The 16455-nt window shown below is 32.9% G+C and carries 15 protein-coding genes; 11 read left to right on the top strand and 4 right to left on the bottom strand.

What is annotated here, in order from left to right; genetic code table 11:
* Positions 1 to 50: 50 nt before the first annotated feature.
* Positions 51 to 2783, bottom strand: a complete 2733-nt coding sequence (locus tag ACFWM3_RS03220; protein WP_390310187.1) for a sigma-54-dependent transcriptional regulator — start codon at positions 2781 to 2783, stop codon at positions 51 to 53.
* Between the two features lie 148 nt (positions 2784 to 2931).
* Between ACFWM3_RS03220 and rpoN the strand changes: the two genes are divergently transcribed.
* The 10 genes from rpoN (at position 2932) to ACFWM3_RS03270 (ending at position 13015) form a co-directional block, all read left to right on the top strand.
* Complete coding sequence (gene rpoN, locus ACFWM3_RS03225; protein WP_390310189.1) at positions 2932 to 4233, top strand: RNA polymerase factor sigma-54; 1302 nt, start codon at positions 2932 to 2934, stop codon at positions 4231 to 4233.
* Positions 4234 to 4252: 19 nt separating this feature from the next.
* A complete protein-coding gene (locus ACFWM3_RS03230; protein ID WP_390310375.1) occupies positions 4253 to 4486 on the top strand; it encodes a glutaredoxin family protein in 234 nt (77 codons plus the stop codon).
* A gap of 192 nt (positions 4487 to 4678) precedes the next feature.
* Positions 4679 to 5707, top strand: coding sequence for a sugar-binding transcriptional regulator (locus ACFWM3_RS03235; protein ID WP_056469873.1), 1029 nt, complete (start codon positions 4679 to 4681; stop codon positions 5705 to 5707).
* A 41-nt stretch (positions 5708 to 5748) separates the two neighbouring features.
* On the top strand, positions 5749 to 6756 hold the full coding sequence (gene gap, locus ACFWM3_RS03240) for a type I glyceraldehyde-3-phosphate dehydrogenase (protein WP_056469875.1): 1008 nt from the start codon (positions 5749 to 5751) through the stop codon (positions 6754 to 6756).
* 242 nt (positions 6757 to 6998) lie between these two features.
* Entirely contained in the window at positions 6999 to 8180 is a 1182-nt protein-coding gene (locus ACFWM3_RS03245) for a phosphoglycerate kinase (protein ID WP_056469877.1), read from the top strand.
* A 78-nt stretch (positions 8181 to 8258) separates the two neighbouring features.
* Positions 8259 to 9014, top strand: coding sequence for a triose-phosphate isomerase (gene tpiA / locus ACFWM3_RS03250; protein ID WP_097973509.1), 756 nt, complete (start codon positions 8259 to 8261; stop codon positions 9012 to 9014).
* Positions 9014 to 10546: a 2,3-bisphosphoglycerate-independent phosphoglycerate mutase gene (gene gpmI, locus ACFWM3_RS03255; RefSeq protein WP_056469881.1), complete on the top strand. Its 1533-nt coding sequence runs from the start codon at positions 9014 to 9016 to the stop codon at positions 10544 to 10546. Before tpiA ends, gpmI begins: the two co-directional genes overlap by 1 nt.
* Positions 10547 to 10611: 65 nt before the next feature.
* Positions 10612 to 11907 carry a phosphopyruvate hydratase gene (eno, locus tag ACFWM3_RS03260; protein WP_390310192.1) on the top strand — a complete coding sequence of 432 codons (1296 nt, stop codon included), beginning with the start codon at positions 10612 to 10614 and terminating at the stop codon, positions 11905 to 11907.
* A 224-nt stretch (positions 11908 to 12131) separates the two neighbouring features.
* A complete protein-coding gene (locus ACFWM3_RS03265; protein WP_390310193.1) occupies positions 12132 to 12533 on the top strand; it encodes a hypothetical protein in 402 nt (133 codons plus the stop codon).
* Positions 12534 to 12652: 119 nt separating this feature from the next.
* Positions 12653 to 13015, top strand: a complete 363-nt coding sequence (locus ACFWM3_RS03270) for a hypothetical protein (protein WP_056469890.1) — start codon at positions 12653 to 12655, stop codon at positions 13013 to 13015.
* 37 nt (positions 13016 to 13052) lie between these two features.
* On the opposite strand, the gene ACFWM3_RS03275 is transcribed toward ACFWM3_RS03270, so the two are convergent.
* The 3 genes from ACFWM3_RS03275 to ACFWM3_RS03285 all read right to left on the bottom strand — a co-directional run bounded on the left by ACFWM3_RS03275 (position 13053) and on the right by ACFWM3_RS03285 (position 14439).
* Entirely contained in the window at positions 13053 to 13469 is a 417-nt protein-coding gene (locus ACFWM3_RS03275; RefSeq protein WP_390310195.1) for a hypothetical protein, read from the bottom strand.
* 167 nt (positions 13470 to 13636) lie between these two features.
* The gene (locus ACFWM3_RS03280) at positions 13637 to 13852 is read right to left on the bottom strand and encodes a hypothetical protein (protein ID WP_056469894.1); all 216 of its coding nucleotides are present in this window, start codon (positions 13850 to 13852) and stop codon (positions 13637 to 13639) included.
* Positions 13853 to 13872: 20 nt separating this feature from the next.
* The gene (locus ACFWM3_RS03285; protein ID WP_056469897.1) at positions 13873 to 14439 is read right to left on the bottom strand and encodes a sigma-70 family RNA polymerase sigma factor; all 567 of its coding nucleotides are present in this window, start codon (positions 14437 to 14439) and stop codon (positions 13873 to 13875) included.
* Positions 14440 to 15053: 614 nt separating this feature from the next.
* On the opposite strand from ACFWM3_RS03285, the gene ACFWM3_RS03290 reads away from it, so the two are divergent.
* Positions 15054 to 16313 (top strand): MFS transporter, encoded by a 1260-nt coding sequence (locus ACFWM3_RS03290; protein ID WP_390310197.1) that lies wholly within the window; start codon positions 15054 to 15056, stop codon positions 16311 to 16313.
* Positions 16314 to 16455 lie beyond the last annotated feature (142 nt).

Below are 16455 nucleotides of genomic sequence, written 5' to 3' on the forward strand. Positions count from 1 at the left end.
GTAAAAAGCCAGTTTCTTCGCTTGGAAGTAACTGGCTTTTTTGACTCAATTCAATTATTAATATAAATGTCTTCTACTATACTTTTGATGCTGTCTTCATCATGTCTAGAATAAAATTCCATTAAGTAACATATTTCATCATCAGGTATGATAATGTCACAAGCATCCTCAATTTGCTGCAGTATTTTTTTAATTTTTAAATATAGCATATAGTCACTATTTATTTTATCTTCTTTATCTTTAAATGGGATTAGAGGTTGAGCGTTTTGAATCCGATCAATCATACAGCTCATATGAATCACAATTCCCATTAAATCTTCATTCTTGAAAAATTTATTAGTCTGAGCTTGTATATCATTTAAAGCACGCCTAATCACACTAATTACTTTTTTAGCATCCTTTAAAGAAATCGTATCTTGTAATGTTTCAGCCATTTTTAAGTACGTTTCTTCATAAGTAATTAATTCTTGTATTTTTTTTGTAGCCTTCATATTTAATACATCCTGTAAGTGGAACATATTAAATGGAACATTTATATCAAAATTCGAAACAATACAAACGATACTTCGTTCTTTAGATATATCATTTAACATTTTTTGTAATTCGTTTTTATTTAAAAGGCTAATTGGCACGATTTCTAGCATCTCTTTATCATAGACCAAGTTATTCGCTAGTATATTTTTAATGGCTATTGCACTTCCCTGACCAGTCAGACATGCAGTTAGAATGACAGAACGATTAAATTCAGGTTGTTTCGTTTTATTAGAATGAGAATTGATGAAGAAAGTAGTTAAGTTTCGCACGTCCTGATAAAGCTCGTCTAAATTATATCCTAGTGTTGCTTTTCTAGAAGCTTCGATTACATGTGCGGTACTTACCATTTGAATCACTCGTACAGGAATTGAAAATTCGGCTTCAATTATGTCACCGATATAAGATAGTGACCCCATATCGATGCAAAGTAGAATTCCATTTAATTTGCCTAATGATTTAATATAATCTTTTACGCGAATTAAAAAATCTTGTGGTGGCTCACTTAATGGCATATCAATTCCGATAACTTCCTCGTTTTCTAGAAGCTCATTTGTTACATTTGCCATCTCTCTAGCAATACCATTACCGTGAGCTAAAACTATTACTTTCACATTTGAACTAGGCACTTTATAATCTTCGTTTCCATATACGAAAAACATCGTTATAAATGCTACTTCATCAAATGGGATTGAAACATTTGAAAAATCTTCAATCATTTTTACACATTCAATTGAAACGGAAAACTCTTGCTTATATTGATCACGGATTTGCGTAATATTTGGATGATAAATTTTCTTGTTTGACTGTATACGTTGTAATAGCGTTTGTATATGTAGGCTAAGAGCAACAAGTATTTTTTCATTAAATCTCTTACTTAATTTTTCTTCTGCTAGTTTTAGTACTTTTTCACTTAGCGTAACGATTTCAGGCTTGATTATTTTTTGGACATTTTCTTTACTAGATAGTTTACGATTAATAGAAGTTAAATAATGCGTAAAATAGCTTTCGATATCGTTTTCCATTAGTAAGGATAACTCGTCCTGAGCAACGCCACGTTGTTTAAGTTCTTCATATTTCGTATCAATTCGGTCATAAATTGTATCTGCAGAATGATCCAATTGTTGGTTACTAGTTATACCCTTTGTTGGTGAAAACTCGAAATGCTCGTTTAATAGTGTGACTGCATGCTTCACTTTTTTTTCAATGAATAAGCCTTCCTTCACATACCAGTTCAAATCAGTACTATAAATACGTATTTTGTCATGTTTATGTGTAATAAAATCTGCGTAAGCCTTTGCACAAGCTAATTGAATATCGGCTTTAAGTTGTCCGATATTGTTTTGACACGGATAAAATAGAAAAGAGCGAATGGTATTTGCACTTACAACAATTTCTTTTCCTAGACGAACACTTTCTTCCGTGAAAAATCGTTTAATCAGTGTTAATCTCTCTTCGTATGTTCGATCACGAAGAGCTGGTAATGTAATGACCATAGGGATTCGGCGTGTAAACGTAGATAATAAAGTAGACTCGGGATCCTCTGTTGTTGCTGAAATGATTAAAACATTCGATGTTCGTTCGTTTTCTATCTCTCCTAGTCTTCTATACAACTTATAATCAATGAACGTAAATAACATTTCTTGACCTTCAGGAGTAAGTCGATGAACCTCATCTAAAAATAATATTCCGTTATTTGCTTTCTCAAGTAGACCTTTTTGTTCCGTTGCACCTGTATAAGCGCCTTTTCGTACACCGAATAGCTGACCTAATAATAGTTGAGGATTATTAGCGTAGTCTGCGCAATTAAAAATAATGAATGGAGAATCCTTTTCTAAAACATTCGAACGAATTGCGTAATCATGCATTCTTTTAGCAAAAGCAGATTTACCAACACCAGTCTCACCGAGTATTAATGTATGCATACCATTTGGTGGATAGAGAATAGCTGATCTTGCTTTTTCAATGGCAGGTCTTAAACTAATATTTTCATCGTAAAAATATTCATATTTATACTCCGAACTTGCTATCTTAATTTGAGATTTATTCGATTGTTGTAAAGTATGAGATAGTAGTTTAAATACGACCGGTCTAGAATTTGTTTTAATTAATAATTCTTCTTTAACTAATTTATTTAAATCACTGCTAACGTTTGCCCTATCTAAACCAAGGTTTTGAGCAATCTCATTAGCGGTAAAACCTTGCTCCTTACTTTGAAGAAAAACTTCATAAATCTGATTTTTTCTGTTCATAATGGCCCACCCATCATAAAGAGTTGTATACTTTTACTATACAGGAAAAAGTAAACGTTTTCACTATATTTAAATTAGTATAACAATTCGTCAAGTACTATGAAAAAGTTAAATATCGAGTAAAATAGTAATAAGGGAGTGAAGTAGTATGGAAATGAATTTAATGCAAAAACAATCATTGAAACTTGCAATGACTCAGGAACTACGACAAGCCATTACAATGCTTCAATTTAATGCCCAAGAACTTACTGATTTTTTATTTGAGCAATCATTAGAAAATCCCTTAATTGAAGTCGAAACTCCTTATAACGATTACACTTCTTCAAAAATCAAACAACAAACTACTTCCAACGGACAAGGAATGGAGTTATATACTCGAAGAACAGAAACTTTACAAGAAGAACTTGTTAGTCAGTTAAATGAGTTGAAAATTGATAATGAGGAATATAAAATTATTAAATATTTGATTTATAACCTAGATAAAAATGGATTTTTGATGGAATCAGATGAAGAGCTTATACATGATTTAAATATTTCTCTCGTTCAGTTACAAATCTGCATTGAAATACTTCAACGTTTTGAACCCTCAGGAGTTGGAGCAAGATCTGTTAAAGAGTGCTTATTGATTCAACTAAATGGCCTTGAAGTTGACACAACTATTGCAAAACAGGTCATTAAAGATTATTTTGATCTATTTGTTAATAAAAACTGGAAAGAAATAGCGAAGAAACTTAAGATTAGCTTGCCAGATTTACAAAGGGAAATTGACTTAATTTTAACCCTTCAGCCAAGACCAGGTTTAAATTATTTCCAAGACCAAGTAAATTATGTAGCGCCTGATTTAACAGTCGAAAAAATAGGCGGAGAATTTGTTGTACTTATTAATGATAAAATTATGCCGCGTTTAAAAGTACTTAATGAATATTCTTCAATTTTAAATGGTCAACATGAGAAAGAAGTATCAGTTTATTTAAAGGATAAAAATAATCAAGTTAACTGGTTAATGAAAAGTTTGGAAGAACGAAAATCAACGATGTTATCAGTAATGAATTGTATTCTTCGAAAGCAAATTGCTTTTTTTGAAAAAGGTCCTGCAAATTTAAAAACTCTTACTTTAAAAGAGATAGCGGAAGAACTTTCATTACACGAGTCAACAATAAGCCGTACTTGTAAAAACAAATATGTCCAGACACCGTTTGGTTTGTTTGAAATGAAGAAATTCTTCCATCAAGGTGTAAGTGTAGATGGTGAGGAGCTTGCATCAACGAGTGTACAGGTTTTCATTAAGCAGCTAGTTGATGAAGAAAACAAAGAAAAACCATTTTCAGATCAAAAGCTAGTTGAATTATTAGCTGAAAAACATGGAGTGGAAATCTCTAGAAGAACTGTAGCTAAATATAGAGACATACTTAGAATTCCTGGTTCATCAAAACGAAAGCGCTTTAGTTAAAAAGGAGAATTAGATGTCGATTAAGTTAACTTTATTTACAAAAGAGAAATGTGGATTGTGCGAAGAGGCAAAAGAGGCAATTCATTTGCTCCAATCAGATTATGAAATCGAAGTAAATGAAATTGATATTTATTCTGATGATGCATTATTAGAGGAATATCAACTAATGATTCCAGTCATTCAAATGAATGGGGAAACTGTTGCATACGGTAGAATTCATAAAATTGACATATTAAATGCAATAAATGGGTAGTTATCAGTTGAAAGAAATGATTGACCCTGTTACAATGTAAATGTAGCAGGGTTATTTCACTTCTGGAGTAAATCTTGTTCAAAAAAACAACGTTGAAAAACGCTGTAATTTTTTTATAACAAGTGGGACATAATATGTCATAGTGGGACACATTTAGACCCAAGTGAATACTCTGTGAAAGAGGAGATGAAAATGAACCAAGTTTTAAAGCTACAACAAAAATTATTACCTGATCTAATACCCGTTATCCAAAAAAGATTTCAAATCCTACAATATATACGAATTATGCAGCCGATCGGTCGTAGAAATTTGTCTGCAAGTGTAGGTTTAACAGAAAGAGTACTTAGATCAGAAGTTGCTTTATTAAAAGAGCAAAGACTGATTAATGTTGCATCTTCGGGCATGACATTAACGGATGAAGGACTAAGCTTACTTCTAGACCTAGAAGAACCAATGCGTGAACTATTCGGTCTGAAAAATATCGAAGACTTGCTTAAGGAAACATTTAATCTTAAGGAAGTGATTGTTGTTTCAGGCGATAGTGACGAGCTGGACTGGGTAAAAAAGGAGATGGGTCGAGCGGCTGTAGGTTGTATAAACCAAAGGCTAGAAACAAATAATATTGTTGCTGTTACTGGTGGTTCCACTCTAGCTGCCGTAGCTGAAATGATGAATGATGACTCTAAAGAATTAAATACCTTATTTGTGCCAGCGCGAGGCGGCTTAGGCGAAGAAGTAAGAAATCAAGCAAATACAATTTGTGCAAAAATGGCTGAAATGGCAAAAGGTAATTACCGTTTACTACATTTACCAGATGAACTTAGTGAAGAAGCTTATCTCACTATGATGGAAGAACCAAGAGTAAAAGAGGTTCTAAATTTAATTCGATCTTCTTCAATTGTTGTACACGGCATTGGAGATGCATTTACGATGGCTAAGCGAAGACAGTCTTCATCAGAACAGTTAGAAATCTTAACTGAATCTAGAGCTGTAGGAGAGGCATTTGGATATTACTTTAATGAGAATGGTGAAGTTGTTTACAGAGTAAGAACAATTGGTTTACAACTGAATGAATTGGAGAATATACCATATGTACTTGCAGTATCTGGAGGATCTTCTAAAGCTAAAGCAATGGCTTCTTTCTTAAAGAAAGGTCATGTAAACATCCTCGTCACAGACGAAGGAGCAGCAAAAGAGTTAATTAAAGGATGTTCCCTTTAAAATAAAAAGAGATTCTACCTATTAAAAGGAGGAAATTAAAAATGGCAACTAAAATTGGTATTAATGGATTTGGACGTATCGGACGTATGGTTTTCCGCGCAGCTTTAAACAACCCAAACGTAGAGGTTGTAGCAATCAATGACTTAACAGATGCTAAAACTTTAGCTCACTTATTAAAATATGATTCAGTACACGGTTCAGTAAACGCTGATGTAGCAGTAAATGGCGATTCAATCGTTGTTAACGGAAGCGAAATTAAAGTAATTGCTGAGCGTGACCCAGCAGTTTTACCTTGGAGCGATTACGGAGTAGAAGTTGTAGTAGAATCTACTGGTCGTTTCACAGATAAAAAAGACGCTGAAAAACACTTAGGTGGATCAGTTAAAAAAGTAATCATCTCTGCACCAGCTTCTAATGAAGATATCACGATCGTAATGGGTGTAAATGATGACAAATACGATGCAGCTAGCCACAATGTAATTTCTAATGCTTCTTGTACAACTAACTGTTTAGCTCCATTTGCTAAAGTATTAGACGAAAAATTCGGTATCAAACGTGGTATGATGACAACTGTTCACTCATACACAAATGACCAACAAATTCTTGATTTACCACACAAAGATTTACGTCGTGCACGTGCTGCTGCAATGAGCATGATTCCAACAACTACTGGTGCTGCTAAAGCAGTTTCATTAGTATTACCTCAATTAAAAGGTAAATTAAACGGTGGTGCTGTACGTGTACCAACTGCTAACGTATCTTTAGTTGACTTAGTAGTAGAATTAAACGCTGAAGTAACTGCTGAAGAAGTAAATGCTGCATTTAAAGCTGCTTCTGAAGGTGAATTAAAAGGTATCTTAGGATATTCTGAAGAGCCATTAGTATCAATCGACTATAACGGTTGCACAAACTCTTCTACAATCGATGCATTATCTACAATGACTATGGAAGGCAACATGGTTAAAATCCTTTCTTGGTACGATAATGAAACTGGTTACTCAACTCGTGTAGTTGACTTAGTAGCTCACATCGCTTCAAAAGGTCTATAATTTTTAATAAAAATTAATATGAGGGTGAGGGGAATTTCCTCCCCTCTTTTGTTTGATAAAAATCCTCTTTTGTCACTAATCCAACACAATATAAAAAAATACTCTAGAAATAAATTCCAATTGATGTACATAATCTGTTAAAATTGCGGTGACAATATCACAGAATAGATACGACTTTGTATGAGACGGATCGACCAGTGAAATTGAATGGATGAATAAAAACAGTACTGGAGGCACCTACTATGAACAAAAAGTCATTACATGACATTGATGTAAAAGGGAAACGCGTATTTTGCCGTGTAGATTTTAACGTACCGATGGCAAACGGAGAAGTAACTGATGATACTCGTATTCGTGCTGCTCTTCCTACGATTCAGTATTTAATAGAAAACGGAGCAAAAGTTATTTTAGCATCTCACTTAGGACGTCCAAAAGGACAAGTAAATGAAGACATGCGTTTAAATGCAGTTGCTACACGTTTAAGCGAAAAATTAGGTAAAAACGTAATTAAAACTGATGAAGCATACGGACCTAAAGTTCAAGAAGCAATTAGCAAAATGAACGAAGGCGATGTTTTATTATTAGAAAACGTTCGTTTCTACCCAGGCGAAGAGAAAAATGATGAAGCTCTAGCAAAAGAATTTGCTTCTTTAGCTGATGTATATGTAAATGATGCTTTTGGTGCTGCACACCGTGCACATGCTACAACTGCTGGTATTGCTAAATTTATTCCTGCGGTAGCTGGATTCTTAATGGAAAAAGAAATAAGCGTTTTAGGTAAAGCACTTTCTAATCCAGAGCGTCCATTTACAGCTATTATCGGTGGAGCGAAAGTTCGAGATAAAATTAGTGTAATTGAAAACTTATTAGAAAAAGTAGATAACTTAATTATTGGTGGCGGTTTAGCTTATACATTCTTAAAAGCTAAAGGCTATGAAATCGGTCAATCTCTTTTAGAAGAAGATAAAATTGATTTAGCTAATGAATTTATGCAAAAAGCCGAAGCTAAAGGCGTTAAATTCTATATGCCAATTGATGCAATTATTGCTGACAAATTCGGTGAAGATGCTAATACGCAACAGGTTGATATTGATGGTATTCCAGCGGATTGGCAAGCTCTTGATATTGGACCAAAAACAACTGCTCTTTATGCAGATGTCATTAATAGCTCTAAATTAGTCATTTGGAATGGACCTATGGGTGTATTTGAAATCGATAAATTTGCTCAAGGTACTAAAGGAGTAGCACAAGCATTAGCAGATTCTGATGCGTATTCAATTATCGGTGGTGGAGACTCAGCTGCTGCTGCTGAAAAATTCGGTTTAGCAGATAAAATGAGCCACATTTCTACTGGTGGTGGTGCTTCATTAGAATTTATGGAAGGTAAAGAGCTTCCTGGAGTTGCGGTATTAAACGATAAATAAGTCTTAAAGCTTTACAATATTTAGTAATTGAAATAGAGTAAGATGTTATGTCTTACCAATTGTAGGAAGGTGTTTCTCATGCGTAAACCAATTATCGCAGGTAACTGGAAAATGAATAAGACGCTTAACGAAGCGATGACATTTGTTGAAGAAGTAAAAAATAGCATTCCATCATCTGATAAAGTAGATTCAGCAGTTTGTGCTCCTGCATTATTTATTGCACCTATGTTATACGGTACAAAAGGAACTGAATTAAAAATTGGTTCTCAAAATGTAAGTGATCAAGATAGTGGTGCTTATACTGGAGAAATTAGCCCAGTAGCACTTAAAGATTTAGGCGTAACTTATGCGATTATCGGACATTCTGAGCGTCGTGAATATTATGGCGAAACAGATGAGTTTATTAATAGTAAAACAAAAAAAGCTTTCGAACACGGCCTTACGCCAATACTTTGCTGTGGTGAAACGCTTGAAGAACGTGAAGGCGGTAAATTTGAGGAAGTTATTCGTACTCAATTAACAGCTGATCTTGCAGGTCTAACAGATGAGCAAGTAAAGAATTTAGTTATTGCATATGAACCGATTTGGGCAATTGGAACAGGAAAATCTGCTACAGAAAAAGATGCACAAGATTCATGTAAATTTGTTCGTGATGTTGTAGCAAGTCTTTATGATGAAACTGTTGCAGAATCTGTACGTGTTCAATATGGTGGCAGTGTAAAACCTGAAAATATTAAAGAATATATGGCTCAACCTGATATTGACGGTGCGTTAGTAGGTGGAGCAAGTTTAGAACCAGCTTCTTTCCTTGCATTATTGGAGGCTGTTAAGTAATGAGTAAACAACCAGTAGCGTTAATTATCCTAGATGGATTTGGTTTGCGCGATGAAACATTTGGAAATGCTGTTGCACAAGCGAAGAAACCAAATTATGATAGATATTGGAATAAATATCCTCACGCACAATTAACTGCTAGCGGTGAAGCAGTAGGGCTACCTGAAGGACAAATGGGTAATTCTGAAGTTGGTCATTTGAATATCGGAGCTGGACGAATTGTTTATCAAAGCTTAACGCGTGTAAATAAGGCTATTCGTGAAGGCGAATTCGAAAAAAATGATACATTCATCGATGCAATTAAAAGTGCAAAAGAAAAAGATAAAGCATTACATATTTTTGGTTTACTGTCTGATGGTGGTATTCACAGCCATATTAATCACATGTTTGCTTTATTAAAATTAGCTGCTGAAGAAGGTATGAAAAAGGTATATTTACATGCTTTCCTTGATGGACGAGATGTTGGTCCAACTACAGCTAAAAAATATATCGATCAAACAGAAGCAAAATTTAAAGAATATGGTGTCGGAGAATTTGCAACAATTTCTGGCCGTTATTATTCCATGGACCGTGACAAACGTTGGGATCGCGTAGAAAAATGCTATTGTGCAATGGTATATGGAGAAGGACCAACTTATACAAGTCCTTATGAATTAATTGAAGACTCGTATGCGAATGGTATCCATGATGAATTCGTTTTACCTTCTGTAATGGTAAAAGAAGATGGAACTCCAGTTGCAACAATAAGTGATGAAGATTCAATTATCTTCTACAACTTCCGACCTGACCGTGCAATACAAATTTCAAATGTATTTACAAACGATGATTTCCGTGACTTTGATCGTGGAAGTAAGTTCCCAAAAAATCTTCATTTCGTTTGCTTAACACATTTTAGTGAAACAGTACAAGGTTATGTTGCATTTAAACCAACTAATTTGGATAACACATTAGGTGAAGTACTTGCTCAAAATAAGTTAAATCAATTACGAATTGCTGAAACGGAAAAGTATCCACATGTTACATTTTTCTTTAGTGGAGGCCGTGAAGCAGAGTTCCCGGGTGAAGAACGTATTTTGATTAACTCGCCAAAAGTTGCAACTTACGACCTGCAACCTGAAATGAGTGCTTATGAAGTAAAAGATGCATTACTTAAAGAGATTGCTGCAGACAAGCATGATGTAATCATCTTGAACTTTGCAAATCCAGATATGGTAGGACATTCAGGAAAACTTGAGCCGACAATTAAAGCAATTGAAGCAGTTGATGAATGTTTAGGAGAAGTAGTTGATGCAATTCTAGCAAAAGGCGGAAAAGCGATCATTACTGCTGACCATGGAAATGCTGATGAAGAAATTACACCTGAGGGTGAACCTATGACAGCTCATACGACTAACCCTGTACCAGTTATTGTAACTGAAGAAGGTGTTACGTTACGTGAAGATGGTATTTTAGGTGATTTAGCTCCAACAGTTCTTGATTTATTAAAAGTAGAACAACCAAAAGAAATGACTGGTAAATCACTTATTAAATAAGTGAACAGTTAATATAAAAAGTTTTTAATTAAGCGTATAACGCAACTAAAAGGAGAGATTTTATTATGTCAATGATTATTGATGTTTATGCTCGCGAAGTATTAGATTCTCGTGGTAACCCTACTGTAGAAGTAGAAGTTTATACAGAAGATGGCGGTTTTGGCCGTGCATTAGTACCAAGTGGTGCTTCAACTGGTGAATACGAAGCTGTTGAATTACGTGATGGAGACAAATCTCGTTACCTTGGTAAAGGTGTTGAGAAAGCTGTATCTAACGTTAATGATATTTTAGCTGAAGAAATCGTTGGATACGAAGTAACTGACCAAGTTTCAATCGACCGTCGTATGATTGAAGTAGATGGTACTGAAAACAAAGGTAAATTAGGTGCTAACGCAATCCTAGGTGTATCTATGGCAGTAGCTCGTGCAGCAGCTGATGAATTAGGTTTACCATTATACCAATACCTTGGTGGATTTAACGCGAAACAATTACCAGTTCCAATGATGAACATCATCAACGGTGGTTCTCACGCTGATAATAACGTAGACTTCCAAGAATTCATGATCTTACCTGTAGGTGCTGAAAGCTTTAAAGAAGCAATTCGTATGGGTACTGAAATTTTCCACAACCTTAAAGCAGTATTACATGATAAAGGTTTAAACACAGCTGTTGGTGACGAAGGTGGATTCGCTCCAAACCTTGGTTCAAACCGTGAAGCTTTAGAAGTAATCATGGAAGCAATTGATAAAGCTGGTTATAAAGCTGGAGAGCAAGTATTCTTAGGAATGGACGTTGCTTCTTCTGAATTCTTTAACAAAGAAACTGGTAAATACGATCTTGCAGGTGAAGGACGTACTGGCGTATCTTCAGCTGAAATGGTTGATTTCTACGAGCAACTTTGCAATGATTTCCCAATCCTTTCAATTGAAGATGGTTTAGATGAAAATGACTGGGATGGTCACAAATTATTAACTGAACGTTTAGGTAGCCGAGTACAATTAGTAGGTGACGATTTATTCGTTACAAACACTAAAAAGTTAGCTGAAGGTATTGAAAAAGGTATCGCAAACTCAATCCTTATCAAAGTTAACCAAATCGGTACATTAACTGAAACTTTCGATGCAATCGAAATGGCTAAACGTGCTGGTTACACAGCAGTAGTTTCTCACCGTTCTGGTGAAACTGAAGATAGCACTATCGCTGATATCGCAGTTGCTACAAATGCTGGTCAAATTAAAACAGGTTCTGCTTCTCGTACAGACCGTATCGCTAAATACAACCAATTATTACGTATTCAAGACGAGTTAGGCGAAAGCGCAGTATACCAAGGATTAAAATCTTTCTACAACTTAAGAAAATAATTGAATCAAAACTAAGTGCATTAACAAAAAAACATAATCCATTATAGACACGTTAAAAAGAGAAGGATCGTCACCTTCTCTTTTTTTTATTGATTAATTTTAAATTTTTTTAATTTATTGCACATAGGTTGAAAAAATCCTTGAATCTTTCACTTATATATACAAACACAAATACCGGTTTTGATGTTTTGTTTTAAAAAATTAAATTAATAGGAGAGATTCGAATGCCAGTTCCTGGAGAAATTTTTTTTGTTAAAAACTTAAGTAATGTTGATAAGACATATAAACAATTAAATGATGAATTTATTCGAAAAAATTCAGGAGGCTATAAAGATATTGTAACTGCTATAAGTCTCGGTGGGGCAGGTATAGTAGTAACGATAATAGGAGTATTTTTTGCAGCAGCTATCTATGCAGTAGCAGGTATTGCAATAACATTATTAGGGGCAGCAGATGGTGTTAAAAAAGCGCTTGATAATGCAAAATATACTTCTAATATGTCAAAGCTTAAAAGTGGAACCTATAAATACTTAAGAATAAAAACTGCGGTTTATAAGACATTTACAGGTTCTGCATCTGGTAATGCATGGAGCTATACAACAAAACAAACTGCACAATTCATCTAATAGTAAAAAATGTCATTGATTAACATCAATGACATTTTTTTGTAACTTTTGATGTTAAATTACTTTAGTAAAATCAAGTAAAATAATAATATAAATTACAATAAATAGGAGGTATTATAATGAGGAAATATGAGAAAGAGTTTATGAGTATTAATTGTTTTAAAGATATTAATTTTAAGAATGTGGAAGAATGCATTCGAGCTAAAAATTTTAACATTATCGAAAAAGTTGCACTAAGCGACGGGGTTATTTTTATACTTGAAAAGTTTTCTATTAATTTAGGTTGTAAATTAGTTACAACGATAATGATTTATGGAAAAGATAAAATTTTAGTAAAGATTGTAACCGCAGGAGGAAAGATAAAAGAGTTTCTAGATTTGGGTTCATTTAAAAATACGCATAATGAAGTTGTAGATATAGTTGAGGGTTTCTTAAGTCAGGTTAATTTTAAAGTAAACAAACAAAAAAACCTTATTAATTAAATAAGGATCTAAAATTTTTAGTATGAATACCTTACCCTTACCAGATATATGCTATTTGTATAGTTTGTTCGAATTCGGTCTTATTACCATTTTTTAAATCAAGATTATAAACATATAAAACATATTTTAGTTTTCCTTTTTTCTTTAACAAATTTAAAATCTCATATATTTTTATATCTTTCAGAGTATGGTAAAAAATTGATTTTATACCATCAATATTAAATAAATTTATTTCTTGAAACATTGTAAAGTTACATTTTGCTCCGAGTGTTTCAGATAATATCTGTAAGATTCTTTCTTTCCCAAAAGATTCAAAATCTTCTACTATATCTCTAGTATTGTGAGGTTGCTTTGTATATACATGATATAGGTCTTGAATATCGTTATAACTTAAAAAAATTGGTTGAAACTTTTTGTATAGAGTTCTAAACTCGGAGGTTTTAGTAGTTTTCATTTAATTTAACTCCTTAATTCTTTTTGTTTATAATTACCTTTAATTGCTTTAAATGTGCTAGTAATTCTACTTTTTTTAAACCAATATAATAGTTAAATAAGTACTACTATTGGAAAATCACAAATGTAATATTAGGTATTACCTCAGGCATCTTTTTCTCCTTTATATTATTTTTCATTGTCAATTTTTTGCTCGTTTATAAACTCAAAAAAACCAGGTGGTTCAGAGATAATATTATTGATATTTAAAAATTTCTCGTAGATTAATATTTTGATTTCTTGCGCTAAATCTTCTTGATTGGCATAAGTTACTTTCCTAACATGGCTGTTAATATAAAATTTGAGATCGTCTAATAAAGTTTGAAAATCCTCGTGACTAGGCATTAAAGCACAACTCCAAACATTTATGAATTAAATTTAGACTTAATTTGTTCAATAGCTTTTTTATGAATTCTATTGATATTTTGGGGAGAAGAGTTTGTCATCCTAGCAGCTTCAGTTTGTGATAAATGATGAAAATATATTAATTTAATAATTTGTTGCTGCTTTGGTGTTAAAGTTTTTATTGCACTTCTTAAGACATCGTTTTCTATTTGTTCAAAAGAATCCAAGCTACTATAGATATTAGGATTTTCATTAACGATAATATTGTTCTTTATACTTATTACGTCCAGTTTTATAGGTTTATCTATTGATAATATATTTCTGTTATTCAATTTATTTATTCGCTTATCGAAATCTATAGATTTATAGCGTATTAGACTTTTAAAGTAACTTTTCTTTCTAAATTCAAATAAAAACTTTTTAAAAGAAGAATCTATAATTCTTTGTTTTTCTATATCCGGATGTTCTAGATATGATACAAATAATAGAAAGTTTTTATTATCTTCGAGAAACTTTTCAACTATGAATCTTTTTTTTTCTTCTATATTCTCCAAATACTGAGAAACTTTTTTTCTATTGTTGTTCATAAAAAATATAACCTCCTTTATTAGTAAGATGTTTAATAATATAAGTGGTCATTATTATTAAGATTTAAACCTCAATAAAAAGCGTTCACAAATCTATCAAAATAAAGCTAGATAAATGAGTAGTACATTGCTTAAATTAATTACTAATTATCTAGAAACAAGTATGAAAAGATTAAGAAAATGTATCGAAGTAAAGTCTAATGAGGAAATAAATTATTAAATTATGGAGTGGTGAGAAAAAGAGGTGAAAGCATGTTAGAAGATAAGTTTTAGTATAAAAGGGGTAATAATATAATTGTAACAATAAAAAGTCAATATTAATGAGTTGAATAAATTGTTTCTGTGAAATCTATTAGATTACTAATAATTGATACATACAAAATGAGTAAGGCTGCTGATCAGATATTAATTTCCTTTCTTTCTTCAATGAGTTTAAATTTAATGTAAGTGGTGTCATCATCTATTTAATTGATCCGTTAGATAATTTTTGTATTTGTAATAATTAGGATTGATTATTAAAGAATCCTAATGTTAAAATAAGAATACGCGAACATTAGTTCCTGTGTTTGATTGAGATTAATTCGGAATGAATTAAAAATAAGAGAGGGGAAAAAATGTCTACATCTACTCCAACAGCTTCAAATCCTTCAATGGCTTCTTTGTTAAAAAATCCTTTTATCCAGACGATTCTTTCAGCAGGTTTGTTTATTCAAGTTGGTATTTGGATTCGTAATTTTGCAATATTATTATTTGTTGTGGAAAAGACAAATGGCGATGCAACAGCCGTATCACTGATTTCAGTTGCTGAATTTGCGCCGATTTTTATTTTTTCTTTTATCGGTGGAACTTTTGCCGATCGCTGGAAACCAAAGCGTACAATGATTTGGTGCGATCTTTTAAGTGCTGTATCTATATTTGTTATTTTGTTAGCACTTTTATATGGAACTTGGAAGTTTGTGTTTTTTGCTACATTAGTTTCAGCAATCTTGTCCCAGTTTTCTCAGCCTTCCAATATGAAGTTATTTAAAGTTCATGTACCAGGTGAGCAAATGCAAGCAGGTATGTCTATATTTCAAACGATGATGGCAGTCTTTATGATTTTAGGTCCAGTATTAGGTACGTTCGTATTTCAACAAGCTGGAATGCATGTATCGATGGCAATTGTAGGTATTGCTTTTCTTATGTCAGCTTTAGTATTAACAAGGTTACCTAAAGATCAAGAAGAAGAAAAGGCAGAACATACAACATCATTAATGGAAGAGATGAAGTCAGGATTCCAATACGTTTGGTCTCGTAAAATTCTCGTTTATTTAGGTGGAGTATTTGCAGCAGCAGGATTAGGTATAGGCCTTATACATCCATTAGCGATTTTTTTAGTAACTGAGCGACTAGGATTGGATAAGGAATATTTACAATGGATATTTGCTGCAAATGGAGCCGCTATGATTATAGGTGGTGGCCTAATAATGGTAATATCTAATAAGTTGGCACCGCATGTTTTATTATTAATCGGTATGGCGGTCAATGCGATTGGAATATTTGTAATAGGTTGGTCTGAGATATTCTGGCTAACGTTAGTTGCTGAATTCTTTATCGGATTATTTATGCCTGCATTGCATATTGGTATTAATACAATCATCTTAAAAAATACTGATGAAAAGTTTGTAGGTAGGGTAAACGGTATATTAACACCATTATTTATGGGAGCTATGGTCATTACAATGAGCTTGGCAGGGATTTTAAAGGAGCATTTTTCTTTAGTCTCTATTTATCAAGTTTCAGCATTATTATTTGTTATTGGAATCATCATTATGGTACCAATGTTCAAGATTATGAAGAATGTCATAGTTGAGGCAAAATCAGAAAACTATTAATTAAAGCCTGATTATTCGTTAAGAGTAATCGGGTTTTTTATTGTGACTTTCGAGGAGTATATAACCATTGAAATCCAAGTGTGAATTTAAAATAAAATTGAATATTAAAGAGTCTTGGTAAATTAGTCGAATAGATAATTTA

Source organism: Gottfriedia sp. NPDC058432 (genome assembly GCF_042721555.1).
Classification (GTDB): domain Bacteria; phylum Bacillota; class Bacilli; order Bacillales; family Bacillaceae_G; genus Gottfriedia.